This is a genomic window from Chitinophaga eiseniae (assembly GCF_012641265.1).
Lineage (GTDB): Bacteria > Bacteroidota > Bacteroidia > Chitinophagales > Chitinophagaceae > Chitinophaga > Chitinophaga eiseniae_A.
Map to the genome: position 1 here is coordinate 13,276 of NZ_JABAHZ010000013.1, position 15,904 is coordinate 29,179.

Sequence of the window (15,904 nt, forward strand, 5' to 3'; positions counted from 1 at the left end):
TAGCCATAAGATCATTCGCTGCATTTCCCTTTTTATTGTACACCCTTATAATATTTCCCGTGCCAATTCTAACCCTACAAAACATTTCAAAAAGATATGGAGCAGTACAGGCTTTAGCCGGTGTTTCCTTTGAAGTACCTGCGGGCAGCGTCTTTGGTATACTTGGTCCCAATGGTAGTGGAAAAACCACCCTGTTGGGTATTGTGACCGACGTACTGAAAGCTGATACCGGCCATTTTACCTTATTTGATAAGACGCCAACTGCCCGGGAGCGCCGGAAAATAGGCACTTTGCTGGAAACGCCTAACTTTTATCATTATCTCAGTGGATATAAAAACCTGGAGATCTCTGCGGCGGTTAAGCAGCGGGGAAAAGATGATATAGCCCGGGTATTGGATATCTGCGGTCTTACCCAGCGTCAGCATTCCGCTTTCAAAACCTATTCGCTGGGCATGAAGCAGCGACTGGCTATTGCGGCGGTATTGCTGGGAGATCCGGAAGTGCTCATCCTGGATGAACCTACCAATGGGCTGGATCCTGCGGGTATTGCGGAAGTAAGGGACCTGGTGCGCCGTCTCGCCGGTACCGGTAAAACCATTATCCTGGCTAGCCACCTGTTGGACGAAGTAGAAAAAGTCTGTACCCATGTGGCTATCCTGAGAAAAGGGAATTTGTTGTTATCCGGCGCTGTGAACGAAGTGATCAGCCGCAATGACTATATAGAAATTGCCGCGGCCGACAACCATGCACTGCGTTTGGCGCTGTTGCAATATCCCGGTTGCACCAATGCTGAATTGAATGGAGGCCTTCTGAAAGTCATGTTTGCTGCACAGCCCGATGCTGCTGCTATTAACAACTACTGCGCGCAACAGGGAATCTGGCTCAGTCACCTCCAACTGCGTAAGAAGAGCCTTGAAACTGCATTCCTGGAAATAACTAACACCCCTGTACAATGAAACAAATCATCTATACCGAATGGCTGAAAGTAAAGAACTACCGTACTTTCTGGGCTATGCTGCTGCTGGCGCTCATCATCATTCCCGCAGGTAACTTTATGGTGGCCGATAAGTTCACTGAAAACCTCCAGCAGCTCAGCAAGTTGGTTGGTAACCCTTTTAGCTTCCCGGATGTGTGGCTGACCATGGCCTCCATCAATAGCTATATTTCCGCTTTATTTGGCCTGTTGCTGATCATCCTGGTTACCAACGAATATACCTACCGTACCAACCGGCAGAATATCATTGATGGCTGGGAAAGGAAACATTTTGTGTATGCTAAATTGTTCTGGCTGGTATTGCTGGCGCTGCTCACGCTGGTAGTAGCTACCATCAGTGCCGCCCTTGTGGGGGTTATTTATGGTAATAAGCCGGTGAGCTTTGAAGGGTATGAATACATGCTCTATTATTTCCTGCAACTGGTTGTCATGCTCACGATAGCTTTACTGATCGGGGTGCTGGTAAAACGCGCGGGATTGGCCATTGTATTGTTTGTTGCCTACAATATGATGCTGGATCAATTGTTAACGTTCCTGTTGAAACGGTACATAGGTGCTGCAGGGGGACTGCTGCCACTGCAAAGCGGGGATGAATTGCTGCCTTTTCCGTTGGTGGGTAAAATGGTGACTACCAGCGACCATTACGATACTTATGTGTATATCCTGGCCATGCTGTGCTATATCATTTTAGGTATCTTTTTGGTTTTCAGGAAAATATTAAAATCCGATCTATAGAAATATCTATATATTTCACATTCTTTTAAAGCGAAATGTATCGCAGAGAGCTTAAATTTGTTGGGCAATATTAAATGGTGAATTATGGCAAAACAGGAACGTGTAATATTGGTAACCAACGATGACGGCATTACAGCACCCGGTATACGTGCATTAATTGAAGCGGTACGCCCGCTGGGCAGGATAGTGGTAGTAGCGCCGGACAGCCCTCAATCGGGGAAAGGGCATGCCATTACTATTGGCATTCCTTTACGTTTGGAAAAAGTGGATATTTTTGAAGGGGTGGAGGCCTGGCAATGCTCCGGTACGCCGGTAGACTGCGTGAAACTGGCCCGGGATAAGATATTGCATGGCAATAAGGCCGATATCTGTGTGAGTGGGATTAATCATGGCGCCAATCACTCCATTAATGTCATTTATTCTGGTACGATGTCTGCCGCTATGGAAGCAGCGATAGAAGGAATTCCTTCGGTAGGTTTTTCCTTCCTTGAATATAGCTATGATGCGGATTTTTCGCTGCCTAAGAAAGTCGCTCACGAGGTAACCAAACGCATGCTTTCGTCAGAATTGCCGGCGGGTACACTGTTTAACGTGAATATCCCGATTGTGAGCGAACAGGAGTTTAAAGGATTGAAATTGAGCCGGCAGGCGGATGCCAAGTGGGTAGAGGAGTTTGACGAGCGTCGCGATCCGCATGGAAAGAAATATTACTGGCTGACCGGTGCATTTAAAAACCGCGACACAGGTGAAGATACAGATGTATGGGCATTAGATAATAACTTTGCTTCTATAGTACCGGTGCAGTTTGATCTGACTAATTATAAGCTGAAAAAGAAGCTGGAAGAGGATTGGAGCGACCTGTAAAATGGTAAAGGCAGCAGTTCCACGATGATCACGGACAGCTAGCAGCTAAAAGCTAAACACACGTATGTTAAAAAAAGACAATCTTCCATTAGGGATTTTACTGGGGTTTCTGACCCCGCTGGCAGCGTTTTTTCTGTACTATTTTTTTGTTATCAGGCCGCATAACAATGTAGGATTTGGACAATTCCTGGGCATCCTGAAAGATAACCGCCAGATGATTCCCAAACTCACCAGCATTTGCCTGTTGCTGAATGGGCTGGTGTTTTTCCTGTATACAAGAAAACGACTGGATATTACCGCCAAGGGTATTTTCCTGATGACCATGCTGTATGCCATTGCTATCCTGTTACTCAAACTGATCAGATAATTTTTAATCGACATTATATTGAAATATTACATTATTGCAGGAGAAGCGTCTGGTGATTTGCATGGCAGTAATCTGGTAAAGCAATTAAGACAGATAGATACCGCAGCGGATATACGCAGCTGGGGAGGCGATATGATGGAAGCCGCCGGCGCCCATGTGGTGAAGCATTACAAGGAACTGGCCTTTATGGGATTTGTGGAAGTGGTGATGAACTTGCGCACTATTTTACGCAATATAGATACCTGTAAAAAAGATATTGCCGCCTGGCAACCTGACGTGCTGGTATTGATAGATTATCCCGGCTTTAATATGCGCATTGCAGAATGGGGAAAACAGCAAGGCTTTAAAATAGTATACTACATTTCTCCACAGGTATGGGCCTGGAAGGAAAACAGGGTGAAAAAATTAAAACAGTCTGTAGATAAAATGCTCTGTATTCTCCCGTTTGAACAGGCATTTTATCATAAATGGAATTATGAGGTAGAATATGTAGGTCATCCCCTGGTAGAAGTGGTAAAAGCTGCCAAAGAAAAGCCTGCTGATGCGCCTTTGTCCGATAAACCTATTATAGCCGTATTGCCGGGTAGCCGCAAACAGGAAGTGAGCGTGAAATTGCCGATTATGCTTACCATGGCTAAACATTTCCCTGATTACCAATTTATAGTAGCCCAGGCGCCCAGCCTGGACGATCATTTCCTCGAAGCATTGACCGGGCAACATCCTAACGTATCGATGGTAAAAGGACAAACATATACCTTATTAAGGCAGGCTACCGCTGCCCTGGTAACATCGGGTACCGCTACGCTGGAAACGGCATTATTCGGGGTGCCTGAAGTAGTATGTTATAAGGGAAATCCTATTTCCTACTTTTTCGCCAAACGACTCATTAAGGTAAAATACATCTCCCTGGTAAACCTGGTGATGGATAAACTGGTAGTAAAGGAATTAATTCAACACGACCTTACAGAAGAGAACCTCCTGAAAGAACTGACCCTGTTACTGAAGGATACCGTTGTCAGGAATAGCGTGATGAACGACTATGCTGCATTGTGGCATAAACTGGGCGAGAAGGATGCTTCCCGCCGCGCAGCTGAAGTGATCTATGAATATGCTGTAGCGCGCTAATGCTTCCGGATTAGCCGGATGATCATCACGATGATCGCAATAATAAAAAGTAAAAGAGAAATTCTGTTCATCCCATGCATCATGGCCACGTAGCGTGTTTTTGGTGCATTGGGATCTTTTTTACCGATATATAGATACCTCAATATTTGTTTCCAGATACTTTTCATTTCTCAAAGATCGTAAATCAGTACTATTTTTGGTTCTTCTGAAAAATTAGAACATGAAATATATACTGTTAAGTGCCTGGCTTTGTTTAGCTGTTTTTATGAATCTGCAGGCACAGGATCATACCGTTAACCTCATGGGCTCCGGCTGGGAGTTTTCCCGTACCGACGAAGGCGTGTGGCGCCCTGCCACTGTTCCCGGCACCGTACACACCGATCTGCTGGCCCAGCATTTAATTCCTGATCCATTTGTAGGTACCAATGAAAAGGCGGTTCAATGGGTCGATAAAAAAGACTGGGAATACCGGAAAAAGTGGAAGCTGAAGAAGCAGGAACTGAATTTTGATGTGATAGCGCTCGAATTCAAAGGTTTGGATACCTACGCAGAAGTGTATCTCAATAACCACCTGGTTTTACAGTCATCCAATATGTTTGTGTCGCATGTGGTAAATGTGAAAGAGTGGCTGGTAGCGGGCGACAATGAACTACGCATCCTGTTTAAAAGTCCTGTTAAAACAGACATGCCTAAATTTCTGCAGGATCAGGTTATTTATCCTGCCGGCAACGATGCCAGCGATATTCCATTAAGCGTATATGCGCGTAAAGCGCCGTATCATTATGGCTGGGATTGGGGGCCGCGGCTGGTCACTTCCGGTATCTGGCGCCCGGTGTACCTGCACAGCTGGAATAGAGCAATCATTCGTGATGTATATTGGCAGCAGTTGAAGGTAGATAGTACGCGGGCAGAAATGCAGGCGGAAGTAACCGTGGATGCTGCGGTAGCGGGAGCGTATACGCTGCAGCTGCAAAAGAAATCTGCCCGTGGTGGAGAACCCTCCCTGGCGTTGTTCCCGGTAACTTTACAGGCAGGTACCCAGGTGTTTAAGATACCTTTCGTGATAGAAAAACCAGTGCTGTGGTGGCCTGCCGGTATGGGCGATCAATACCGGTACGAGCTGGTAGCCAATCTGCTCCTTAGTAAGAAGAAGATAGATACCCGTAGCGATAAAATTGGGATCAGAACGATAGAAGTAGTGAATAAACCGGATAGCCTGGGCGAATCTTTTTATGTGAGAGTAAATGGCCGCCCGGTATTTATGAAGGGCGCCAACTATATTCCCCAGGACAATTTCCTGCCCCGCGTAACTGCTGATAAGCAGGAGCAGCTGTTTCGCGATATGGCGGAATCGCATTTTAACATGGTGCGCGTATGGGGTGGTGGTGTTTATGAAGATGATAAGTTCTACGACCTGGCAGATCAGAAAGGTATCCTGGTATGGCAGGATTTCATGTTTGCCTGCACCCTTTATCCTTCAGATACCGCTTTCCTGGAGAATGTGAAACAAGAGGCGGCCGATAACATCAGGCGTTTACGTAATCATGCTTCCCTGGCTTTATGGTGCGGGAATAACGAGATAGCGGTAGCTATTAAAAATTGGGGATGGCAAAGCGGTTACGCCTATACGAACAAGCAATGGGATAGTTTGCAGCAGGGGTATGATCTGCTGTTTAAAACTATTTTACCTCAACAGGTGGCGACTTATCAGCCAGGGGTATTTTATTTCCATTCTTCTCCTATCAGCAACTGGGGTAAGCCGGAAGAATTTACCAGAGGCGACAACCACTACTGGGGTGTTTGGCATGGCATGGAGTGGTTTGAGGCCTTCAATACGCATATTCCCCGGTTTATGAGCGAATATGGTTTCCAGTCCTTCCCGGGTATGGAAACGATACGCACGTTTGCTACCAAAGACGATTACGATATTTTTTCCAATGTGATGCAGTCGCACCAGAAAAGCCCTGCTAAAGGGAATACTGCGATTAAAACCTATATGCTGCATTATTACCGGGAGCCGAAAGATTTTCCGGCATTCGTGTATCTAAGCCAGGTATTACAGGCAGAGGGGATGAAAGTGGCCATAGAAGCGCACCGCCGTGCCATGCCTTATTGTATGGGTACCCTTTACTGGCAGTTGAACGATTGCTGGCCTGGTCCGTCCTGGTCTGGCAGGGATTATAACGGTCGTTGGAAAGCGTTGCAATACTATGTGAAAGAGGCTTTCAAGCCCCGGTTGGTGTCTAACGTCGTAGAAAACGGGCAGCTCAATACCTGGGTGGTGACGGATGAATACCAGGGAAAAGCCGACCTGGTGATGTTGGCGATGGACTTGAACGGAAAGACGATCTGGCAAAAGGAGTTGAAGGATATCCAGTTAAACAGCAATGCCAGTGTAAAGCTGCATACCATTGATACCGCGGCTATTTTGCAGGGACGGAACCCGGCAATGGTAATATTCTATGCGCAACTGCGAATTGACAATAAGGATTTAGAACGGAATATCTTTTACTTTGCTCCGGCGAAGGAAATGAAGCTGGAGGTACCGCACCTGGAGGTGGTGACCAGCAAGCCAGTTAAAGAGAGTGGGGTGGTATATATCCGTTTGAAATCGGATAAGCTGGCGCGGAATGTTTATTTATCGCTCGACAATGCGCCGGCAGCTACGCATTTTGAAGAAAACTATTTTGACCTGTTGCCCGGGGAAACCCGGACTATCCGGTTGCAAACAACACAATTGCCTGAAATAGTTCAGCAGGCATTGAAGATAACCACATTGGAAGCATCTTATAAACACTGAAAATGAAAAAATTCTGGATTGCATTAGGTTGCGTATTAATGGGAATGGCGAGCGCCCAGGCCCAAAGCGAAGAACATCCATATGTACCTGAAACCGATCAGGCAGTTGTGAAAAAACTGGATGAATGGCAGGATTGGAAGTTTGGTATGATTATGCACTGGGGACCTTATTCACAGTGGGGCGTAGTGGAATCCTGGAGCATTTGCCCGGAAGATGAAGGCTGGACGCAGCGTAAACCTGCCGGTATCCCGTATTACGATTACCTGAAAAAGTATGAGGCTTTAGGGAAAACCTTTAACCCGGTACATTTTAATCCCGAAAAATGGGCAAAGGCAGCCAAAGATGCCGGTATGAAATACCTGGTATTTACTACCAAGCACCATGATGGTTTCTGTATGTTTGATACCAAACAAACAGACTATAAGATTACCGCCGCCGATGGTGCTTTCAGCAAGAATCCGCGGGCTAACCTCGCCAAGGAGATATTCCAGGCGTTCCGGGAAGAAGGAATTCATGCCGGCGCTTATTTCTCTAAGCCCGACTGGCATACAGAATATTACTGGTGGCCTTATTTCCCGCCCCGCGACAGGAACGTGAACTATGATATTAAGAAGTATCCTGAAAGATGGAACCAGTTTAAGCAATATACCTACAACCAGATAGAAGAGCTGATGACAGGTTACGGTAAGCTGGAAATTCTCTGGTTGGACGGAGGTTGGGTACGTCCACGTAAAACACAGACCAAAGAATCGCTTTCCTGGAGTCAGACCGCTCCACAGGACCAGGATATAGACATGGGTAAAATTACCACCATGGCCCGTAGTCACCAACCGGGGCTGATCGTAGTGGATCGTAGCGTACATGGTCCGTACGAAAACTACCGCACGCCTGAGCAGGAAATTCCTAACAAGCCGCTCAGCTATCCCTGGGAAACTTGTATGACCATGGGTAGCTCCTGGTCTTACGTACCGGACGATAAGTATAAAACAGTGAATGTGCTCATCCACAACCTGGTCGATATTGTGGCTAAAGGAGGCAACTATCTGCTGAATGTGGCTCCTGGCCCTGATGGCGAATTACATGACGCGGCTTACGCTACCATGAAGGGTATTGGGGAATGGATGCATGTTAATGGCGACGCTATTTACGGTACCCGCGCCGTAGCGCCTTATAAAGATGGCAAAGTATGCTTTACCCGCAAAAAAGACGGTGCGGTATACGCTATCTACCTGCTGGATGAAAATGAGCAGGTACCGGCTACTATCAGTTTTAAAGGACTCACGCCTGCCAAAGGCGCCCGCTTACAGCTGTTGGGAGCCAGTAATAAGCTGGTGTGGAAAACTACTGCCGATGGCGTAACCATTCAGGTGCCTGAAACTATTCGCCAGAAAGGATTTAAACATGCTATAGCGATTAAAATATCAGCTGTGGAAAAAGTGTGATTTATGTGTTAGTTCATGTGGATTAATGTTGATAAAGAAAAAAAGAGAGGACTGCTTACCCGCAGTCCTCTCTTTTTTGTTTTATAACCGATAATATCCACAAATGGTAGCTATATGAACAGAAACCCAAGAGTGCTGCTTGTTGAAGATGATAAGGCCTTCGGTAGTATAGTAAAACAACATCTTGAGCAGGCCGGCTACAACGTAGAACATTGTTACGACGGTATTGATGCCTGGAATCTATATCTCAGAAACCGATACGATATTTGCCTGATAGACATTGTCATTCCGAAAATGAATGGATTTGAGCTGGCCAGGCATATCCGCAAAAGCACCCTGCTAACGCCTATTTTTTTCCTTTCTTCCGAAAGAACCGGGGATGAAGACCGGATCAACGGATTCCAGTTAGGAGGCGACGGTTACCTGATCAAACCATTTAGTTTCGAGGAATTACTGAGAAGGATAAGGGTGATCCTGAAATGGACCCGGCCCAATAGAACGGAGCTGTTGATCGGGCATAACCTGGGCACCTACACGTATCACTACAGGAAGCTGAAGATATATGAGACGGAAAGCAAGCTGGTAAAGAGCAAGTTATCCCCGATTGAAGCCAAAATGCTGCGTTATTTCCTGAGCCGTCCCAATATTATCGTACAAAAAGACGAAGTGCTACTGCGGGTATGGGGAAAAGAAGATTTTTATGCCAGCCGGAGCATGGACGTGTTTATTGGCCGGATCCGGAAGCAGCTGAAGCTGGAACCCCGAGTAGAGCTGGAAACGGTGTACAATGTAGGGCTGAGGCTGAATGTGCCCGAAGCATTACTGCCTGTTAAGATATGTGTACCACTCACCTAGCGCACAAATAACAACCATAAATGAAGCGAATTCCCGTTCCTTTCCCGGTGACTGTACCAGGGAAAGGACGGGAATTTTTTGCCAGCCCCTGCTTTTTCCATCCTGCTTTTCTTTCAGATTATATTAAATCGTAACTTTATTCTAATGGAAACAGTGGCAGTTCAAAAATATAATTTAGACGAAGAGCAGGAAAAGAAAGAAATCGTTCGGCATTACCGTGCTTTATTGAGGGCATTAAAACCCCGGTTAAAAAAAGGCGACAGGGAGCTGGTACGTACTGCTTTTGAAATGGCAGCCGATGCACACAAGGAAATGCGCCGTAAGTCCGGGGAACCGTATATCCTGCATCCGCTGGCAGTGGCGCAGATATGCGTGGAAGAAATAGGGCTGGGGGTACGTTCTGCTATCTGTGCATTACTGCATGATACAGTGGAAGATACAGAAGTGACCCTCGAAGATGTGTCCCGTGAATTTGGTAATGAAATCGCTCATATTGTAGACGGGTTAACCAAAATATCTACCGTCATAGATTCCAGCACCAGTACCGCACAGGCTGAAAACTTCAAGAAGATATTGCTTACCCTGGCTGATGATCCCCGGGTAATACTGATCAAGCTGGCAGACCGGCTGCATAACATGCGTACGCTCGACAGCATGAGCCGTGAAAAACAGCTGAAAATAGCTTCCGAAACGGTATTTATATATGCCCCCCTGGCACATCGCCTAGGGCTTTATAATATTAAATCCGAGATGGAAGACCTGGCGATGAAATACACCGAGCAGCAAACCTACCGGGAAATCGCCAAACGTCTCAAGGAAACAAAACGGGAGCGTACCCGCTATATCAATGAGTTTATTAAACCTATCAAAGAGGTATTGCAGGAGGAAGGCTTTGAATTCGAGATCTATGGCCGGCCCAAGTCAATCCATTCTATCCATAATAAAATCAAAACCAAGGGCGTAGCCTTTGAGGAAGTATATGATCTTTTCGCCATCCGTATTATCCTGGATTCCCCACTGGAAAAGGAAAAAGCGGACTGCTGGAAAGTATATTCCATTATTACCGACTTTTACCACCCCAGCCCGGAAAGAACGAGAGACTGGCTCAGTAACCCCAAATCCAATGGGTATGAAGCTTTGCACGTAACGGTAATGGGGCCCAACGGTAAATGGGTAGAAGTACAGATCCGCTCCAAACGCATGAACGACTATGCCGAAAAAGGCGTGGCCGCACACTGGCGCTATAAAGAGGGCAGCGGTGCTTCCGCGCAACAGGAATCCAAATTTGACCAGTGGTTTACCCAGATCCGGGAAATACTGAACAATCCCGATTCCAATACGCTCGACTTCCTCGCCGATTTTAAGAGCAACCTGTTCACCGAGGAAATTTATGTATACACGCCTAAGGGCGACCTGAAGATATTGCCGGTGAACTCTACCGCACTGGATTTTGCCTACTCTATCCATAGTGCCGTGGGGAATAAGTGTATCGGCGCCAAGGTGAATTACAAGCTGGTGCCCCTGAGCCATAAGTTGCGCAGTGGGGACCAGGTAGAGATTATTACCTCCAATAAACAGAAGCCTTCGGAAGACTGGCTCAACTTTGTGCTCACAGCCAAAGCCAAGTCAAAGATCAAAGATGCCCTGAAGGAAGAAAAGCGGAAAGTGGCGATGGATGGGAAAGCGGCGCTGGAGCGTAAGCTATCCCACATGAATATCTCCATCAATCAACATAATATCAGTGAGCTGGTTCAGTTCTATAAACAACCATCTCCACTCGATTTATACTACCAGGTAGCGGTTAAGAATATCGACCTGAAAGAGCTCAAACAGTTTGCTGTACTGGGCGATAAGCTGGAACCCCCAAAACCGGTGAAGGCGCCGGAACATGTACCGGAAGAGCAGGTGAAGCACCAGCTGCCTTCCAAGAAGGATGCAGAGCTGATTATTTTCGGTGAAAGTTCAGATAAGATTGCCTATAAGCTGGCCAATTGCTGCCGGCCTATCCCGGGCGATGACGTATTTGGCTTTATTACGGCCAGCGAAGGCCTCAAAATTCACCGTACCAACTGCCCCAATGCAGCCCAGCTTCTGGCTAACTATGGCCACCGGGTCGTGAAAACCAAGTGGGTGAAGAACCGGGAAATCTCTTTCCTCACCGGCTTGCGTATTATCGGTATGGACGATGTGGGGGTTATCCACAAAATCACCAACATCATTTCCGGAGAATTGAAGATAAATATCTCCGCCCTCAGTATTGAGTCAAAAGAAGGCCTGTTTGAAGGATTGATCAAAGTGTATGTACATGATAAGGAGGAGCTGGATGAACTGGTAGATCGGCTTAAAAAGCTGGATGGCATACAATCTATCCAACGGCTCGAGGAATCGTGATATAGCCATTGTCATTTTAAGGAAAACTGTCGGTAAAGGTGGCGTATATTTACGCGATGTGAGGGCTATGGGGTTTACTGACTGCGGATAAGGGAAGGCTAAAAGCTTTCAAAATTTGTATTTCTTAATATTCGCCTTAATTTTGCGACTTCTTTTAAAGCAACAACCTCCGATAATTAATTAAATCATTATGGTAGACGTTTTGTTAGGCCTGCAATGGGGCGACGAAGGCAAGGGTAAAATTGTGGACTATTTTGCCGGCAGGTACGACGTGATTGCCCGTTTTCAGGGTGGCCCGAACGCTGGTCACACGTTATATGTAAACGGACAGAAAGTAGTATTACGCACCATTCCATCCGGTGTATTCCATGATAAGACCGTGAATCTTATCGGTAACGGGGTGGTACTGGATCCCGTAGCTTTCAAAAAGGAAAGCGAAGATATCGCGGCACTGGGCGTGGATCTGACAAAAAATCTGTTTATAGCAGAAAAAACCCATATCATCGTTCCTACGCATCGTGCGCTGGACAAAGCATCTGAAATTGCAAAAGGCAACGATAAAATCGGTTCTACCCTGAAAGGGATCGGCCCTGCCTATATGGATAAAACCGGCAGAAACGGTTTACGTGTAGGAGATGTGTTGTCGCCTAATTTTAAAAGCCTGTATGAGAGCCTGAAGCAGAAGCACCTGCAGCTCTTGTCTCATTACGATATTACAGATCTTACTGAAGATATTGCCGCCTGGGAAGCCGAATTCTTTGAAGCGATTCCTTTCCTGAAAAAGATGAACGTGGTAAGTGGCGAATATTTCCTGAATGAACAGCTGAAAGCCGGTAAAAAAGTATTGGCCGAAGGAGCCCAGGGAAGTATGCTGGACGTTGATTTTGGTACCTATCCGTTTGTTACTTCTTCCAACACCATTTCTGCCGGCGTATGTACCGGTTTGGGTATTGCTCCCCGCTGGATTAAAGATGTAATTGGCGTTACCAAAGCGTACTGCACCCGCGTGGGTAGCGGACCTTTCCCTACTGAGCTGGACAATGAAGTGGGTGAGCACCTGCGCAGTGCCGGTCATGAATTTGGCGCCGTTACAGGCCGTTCCCGCCGCTGTGGCTGGATTGACCTGGTTGCACTGAACTATACCTGCATGCTGAGTGGCGTAACTCAACTGGTAATGACCAAAAGCGACGTACTGGACGAATTTGATGAAGTACTGGCCTGTACAGCTTATCAGATCGACGGTCAGCAAACAAAACAATTGCCTTTCCAGTTAAACGGTCTGGACATTAAACCGGTGTGGGAAACTTATAAAGGCTGGAGTGACAAGACGTCTACTTGTCAGCAATTCAACGAGTTACCAACCGAGATGAAAGCGTTTGTTTCATCCGTGGAGAATTACCTGGGCGTTCCCGTGAAATACGTTTCCAACGGACCTGGGCGCGATCAGATCCTTGAAAAGTAGAAGGAAAAAAGTAAGGAAAAAAAACGGCAAAAAAAATTTGGCGAATAAAAAAAACTATTAAAACTTTACGGCAAAGAAATAAGGCAACCTATTATGAAATCAAAATCTGATAAAGAGAAAGAGACCAAAAAAACTACTTCTCCTAAGACTGAAAAAGACGCTCCCAAAGCTGCGGCCAAGCCTAAGAAAGAGGTGGATGAAGATGAAGAGGAGGAAGATGATGAAGATGTAAAACCTTCAAAATCTGCCGCTAAGAAATCAGATAAGTCCGCATCAAAATCCAAACGTAAAGATGACGATGAGGAGGATGATGATGACGATGAGGTGGATGACATGGACGATGCTTGGGAAAAAGGAGAAGATGATGATTATGATCCCGATTTTGAAGAATTTGACATGCCTAAGTCAAAAGGTAAACGCGGTCGTCCTGCCGGCGGCGGTAAGAAAACCGATGACGATGATGACCTGGGCATAGACGATGAATTCAAGGATATGGATCTGTTTAACGATCGTTTTGACGATGAGGATGATGATTTTTAAGCTTTAAAACACGATTGTTATCAGGATATTCCACACCTTCCCGGTTGATAATCAGAAAATATTTAAGCAACAAATGTTGAATTGGGGAAACCAGTTCAACATTTGTTGTTTTTTGGACAATAATAACTACGATTCTCCCTGGCACCAATATGACGCCGTTCTGGCTGCAGATGCCCTGCAAATCCTTGAAGTAAACGCAGGCAATGCCTTCCCCGCTTTACAGGCCTTCCACGACCGGCACGCCGACTGGCTCTTTGGTCACCTGGCATATGATCTTAAAAATGAAACAGCCCCCGGACTACAATCCGCTAATACCGATGGTATTGGCTTCCCGGATATGTGCTTTTTTCAGCCACGCATTATTGTTCAATTACAACAGCAACAGGTACATATTGGCGGCATCCATCTCCAAGAAACGGAGGCCCGTGCCATATATGACGACTGTTTACGTATGCCCGTTCAGGTAGTACCGGTTACCACGGGGCCGGTGCCTGCGCTGCAAAGCCGCCTGGATCACCACAACTATATTACCGCAGTAGAGGATATCCGCCGGCATATTTTACACGGAGATTGTTATGAAATCAATTTCTGCCGGGAAAATTATATGACCGGTGTTAACGTAAATCCCACAGCGTTATTCACAAAGTTGAATAACCTTTCACCCGCACCTTTTGCTGCCTATTATCGTCTGCACGATCGTTACCTGGCCTGTTCCAGTCCCGAACGCTTCCTGCAGAAAAAAGGAAACACGGTTATTTCACAGCCTATCAAAGGAACCAGCCGCAAAGACGAAGATCCGGCTACGGACCAGTGGCTGCAACAACAATTACTGCAAAATCCAAAAGAGAGAGCCGAAAATGTAATGGTGGTAGACCTGGTGCGCAACGACTTGTCGCACACCGCCATACAGGGTTCAGTACAGGTAACCGAGTTGTTTGGGATCTATTCTTTTGCCCATGTACACCACATGATTTCCACCGTATCGGCTCAATTGCCGCCACAGCTACCGTTTACAGCAGTGCTCCGCACTACGTTTCCGATGGGCTCCATGACTGGAGCACCCAAAATCAGGGTGATGCAGTTGATTGAACAATATGAGCAAACCCGCCGTGGACTTTACTCCGGAGCAGTAGGTTACATTACGCCGGAAGGCGATTTCGATTTCAATGTCGTGATCCGTAGTATGCTTTATAATGCGACAAGCCAGTACCTGTCTTTCCAAACCGGTTCTGCTATTACCTTTTACTGTGATCCGGAAAAAGAATGGGAGGAATGCCTGCTGAAAGCGGCTGTCATGGAGAAAACCATTATTGGCTAAACAGCTGCTCCATCGCCTCATCGATGGTAGGATAGGAAAACTGGAATCCCGTCTCTTGTATTTTATCCGGAGATGCCTTCATACTCTTTAATACCTCCACACTCATTTCGCCCAATGCCAGTTTCAATACCGCTGCCGGTACATAAGTGGTCATAAAGCTGCGGCCTTTGGCTATCCGGGCCATGCTGAGGATCAGCTCCCGGTTGGTAACAGGATGAGGGCCTACCGCATTATAAATGCCTTCCAGTTTATCATTAACGATAGCGCTGAAATAAAGCCTTACCAGGTCATGGATATGTATCCAGGAAATAAACTGGTCGCCGGAACCCAATATGGTGGCAAATCCAAAGCGCAGCGGCTTGTAAAACTCTTTAAGGGCGCCGCCTTCCCTGCTCAATACAATCCCGGTACGTAAAATAACCAGCTTCTTTCCCAGCGTGGTAACCCTGGAAATGTTTTGTTCCCAGGCCTGTGTAGTACTGCCCAGGTAATCGGTGGCCGGCGGATCGGTTTCTGTGAAAACATGATCTGTAAACTCGCCATAGTAGCCAGTAGCCGAGGCGCTGATGACTTTCTTTACTTTATTGGGAATAGTTTGTAGTGCAGTATAGATGAGTGCACTGCTTTGGGTGCGACTGTCAATAATCTCCTGTTTACGTGCCGCTGTCCAGCGCCTGGCGCCTACATTGGCTCCTGCCAGGTGTACAATATAATCAGCCTGTTGGATGGCGTCTTTATCAATCGTTTGCGTTTCCAGGTTCCAAGGGGCATATGTAACCGCCTTATTGTCGCCGTTTTCCGGGCGCCTGCTCAATATAATTACCTTGTAGCCGCGCTCCAGCAACAGTTGGGTCAATGCCGTTCCTATAAGTCCTGTTCCACCGGTTATAATAACGGTTTCCATCAAGTATAGCTGCTTTTTGAAAATAATTTAATAAAAGTACACAATAAATCGGGCCTTTTGGAATTTATGTAAAGGCAGGAGCAGGTAGGTGTAAATTGACCGCTTAA

14 protein-coding genes are annotated in these 15,904 nt (G+C 46.4%); 12 read left to right on the forward strand and 2 right to left on the reverse strand.

Annotated features, from left to right (window positions below; all coding sequences use genetic code 11):
- Nucleotides 1-59: 59 nt before the first annotated feature.
- From HGH91_RS29605 to lpxB, 5 genes are all read left to right on the forward strand, one after another.
- Nucleotides 60-956, forward strand: coding sequence for an ABC transporter ATP-binding protein (locus HGH91_RS29605; protein ID WP_168742861.1), 897 nt, complete (start codon nt 60-62; stop codon nt 954-956).
- Complete coding sequence (locus tag HGH91_RS29610; RefSeq protein WP_168742862.1) at nt 953-1,729, forward strand: ABC transporter permease; 777 nt, start codon at nt 953-955, stop codon at nt 1,727-1,729. The genes HGH91_RS29605 and HGH91_RS29610 overlap by 4 nt, the downstream gene beginning before the upstream one ends.
- Before the next feature lie 84 nt (nt 1,730-1,813).
- Nucleotides 1,814-2,593 carry a 5'/3'-nucleotidase SurE gene (surE, locus tag HGH91_RS29615; RefSeq protein WP_168742863.1) on the forward strand — a complete coding sequence of 260 codons (780 nt, stop codon included), beginning with the start codon at nt 1,814-1,816 and terminating at the stop codon, nt 2,591-2,593.
- Nucleotides 2,594-2,657: 64 nt separating this feature from the next.
- Nucleotides 2,658-2,960 (forward strand): hypothetical protein, encoded by a 303-nt coding sequence (locus tag HGH91_RS29620; RefSeq protein WP_145664450.1) that lies wholly within the window; start codon nt 2,658-2,660, stop codon nt 2,958-2,960.
- Nucleotides 2,961-2,978: 18 nt separating this feature from the next.
- Entirely contained in the window at nt 2,979-4,085 is a 1,107-nt protein-coding gene (gene lpxB, locus HGH91_RS29625) for a lipid-A-disaccharide synthase (protein WP_168742864.1), read from the forward strand.
- On the opposite strand, the gene HGH91_RS31570 is transcribed toward lpxB, so the two are convergent.
- Entirely contained in the window at nt 4,082-4,252 is a 171-nt protein-coding gene (locus tag HGH91_RS31570) for a DUF6728 family protein (protein ID WP_317131881.1), read from the reverse strand. The two genes, lpxB and HGH91_RS31570, sit on opposite strands and share 4 nt — an antisense overlap.
- Before the next feature lie 53 nt (nt 4,253-4,305).
- Here HGH91_RS31570 and HGH91_RS29630 point away from each other — a divergent pair, with 53 nt between their 5' ends.
- From HGH91_RS29630 to HGH91_RS29660, 7 genes are all read left to right on the forward strand, one after another.
- Nucleotides 4,306-6,885, forward strand: coding sequence for a beta-mannosidase (locus HGH91_RS29630; protein ID WP_247651882.1), 2,580 nt, complete (start codon nt 4,306-4,308; stop codon nt 6,883-6,885).
- A gap of 2 nt (nt 6,886-6,887) precedes the next feature.
- Entirely contained in the window at nt 6,888-8,327 is a 1,440-nt protein-coding gene (locus HGH91_RS29635; protein WP_168742865.1) for an alpha-L-fucosidase, read from the forward strand.
- Between the two features lie 114 nt (nt 8,328-8,441).
- Nucleotides 8,442-9,182, forward strand: a complete 741-nt coding sequence (locus HGH91_RS29640; protein WP_168742866.1) for a response regulator transcription factor — start codon at nt 8,442-8,444, stop codon at nt 9,180-9,182.
- Between the two features lie 144 nt (nt 9,183-9,326).
- Entirely contained in the window at nt 9,327-11,573 is a 2,247-nt protein-coding gene (locus HGH91_RS29645; protein WP_145664460.1) for a RelA/SpoT family protein, read from the forward strand.
- 190 nt (nt 11,574-11,763) lie between these two features.
- Complete coding sequence (locus HGH91_RS29650; protein ID WP_168742867.1) at nt 11,764-13,035, forward strand: adenylosuccinate synthase; 1,272 nt, start codon at nt 11,764-11,766, stop codon at nt 13,033-13,035.
- Between the two features lie 93 nt (nt 13,036-13,128).
- Nucleotides 13,129-13,575, forward strand: coding sequence for a hypothetical protein (locus HGH91_RS29655; RefSeq protein WP_168742868.1), 447 nt, complete (start codon nt 13,129-13,131; stop codon nt 13,573-13,575).
- 112 nt (nt 13,576-13,687) lie between these two features.
- Complete coding sequence (locus tag HGH91_RS29660) at nt 13,688-14,893, forward strand: anthranilate synthase component I family protein (RefSeq protein WP_247651883.1); 1,206 nt, start codon at nt 13,688-13,690, stop codon at nt 14,891-14,893.
- Here the strand turns inward: HGH91_RS29660 and HGH91_RS29665 are convergent.
- Nucleotides 14,883-15,797 carry a TIGR01777 family oxidoreductase gene (locus tag HGH91_RS29665; protein ID WP_168742870.1) on the reverse strand — a complete coding sequence of 305 codons (915 nt, stop codon included), beginning with the start codon at nt 15,795-15,797 and terminating at the stop codon, nt 14,883-14,885. The two genes, HGH91_RS29660 and HGH91_RS29665, sit on opposite strands and share 11 nt — an antisense overlap.
- Nucleotides 15,798-15,904: the final 107 nt, after the last annotated feature.

Bases quoted from the DNA above. Each gene is read 5' to 3' on its own strand.
- surE (WP_168742863.1), top strand. From the start codon at position 1,814: ATGGCAAAACAGGAACGTGTAATATTGGTAACCAACGATGACGGCATT.
- HGH91_RS29650 (WP_168742867.1), top strand. From the start codon at position 11,764: ATGGTAGACGTTTTGTTAGGCCTGCAATGGGGCGACGAAGGCAAGGGT.
- HGH91_RS29635 (WP_168742865.1), top strand. From the start codon at position 6,888: ATGAAAAAATTCTGGATTGCATTAGGTTGCGTATTAATGGGAATGGCG.
- HGH91_RS29610 (WP_168742862.1), top strand. From the start codon at position 953: ATGAAACAAATCATCTATACCGAATGGCTGAAAGTAAAGAACTACCGT.
- HGH91_RS29620 (WP_145664450.1), top strand. From the start codon at position 2,658: ATGTTAAAAAAAGACAATCTTCCATTAGGGATTTTACTGGGGTTTCTG.
- HGH91_RS29665 (WP_168742870.1), bottom strand. From the start codon at position 15,797: ATGGAAACCGTTATTATAACCGGTGGAACAGGACTTATAGGAACGGCA.
- HGH91_RS29640 (WP_168742866.1), top strand. From the start codon at position 8,442: ATGAACAGAAACCCAAGAGTGCTGCTTGTTGAAGATGATAAGGCCTTC.
- HGH91_RS29645 (WP_145664460.1), top strand. From the start codon at position 9,327: ATGGAAACAGTGGCAGTTCAAAAATATAATTTAGACGAAGAGCAGGAA.
- HGH91_RS29655 (WP_168742868.1), top strand. From the start codon at position 13,129: ATGAAATCAAAATCTGATAAAGAGAAAGAGACCAAAAAAACTACTTCT.
- HGH91_RS29630 (WP_247651882.1), top strand. From the start codon at position 4,306: ATGAAATATATACTGTTAAGTGCCTGGCTTTGTTTAGCTGTTTTTATG.
- HGH91_RS31570 (WP_317131881.1), bottom strand. From the start codon at position 4,252: ATGAAAAGTATCTGGAAACAAATATTGAGGTATCTATATATCGGTAAA.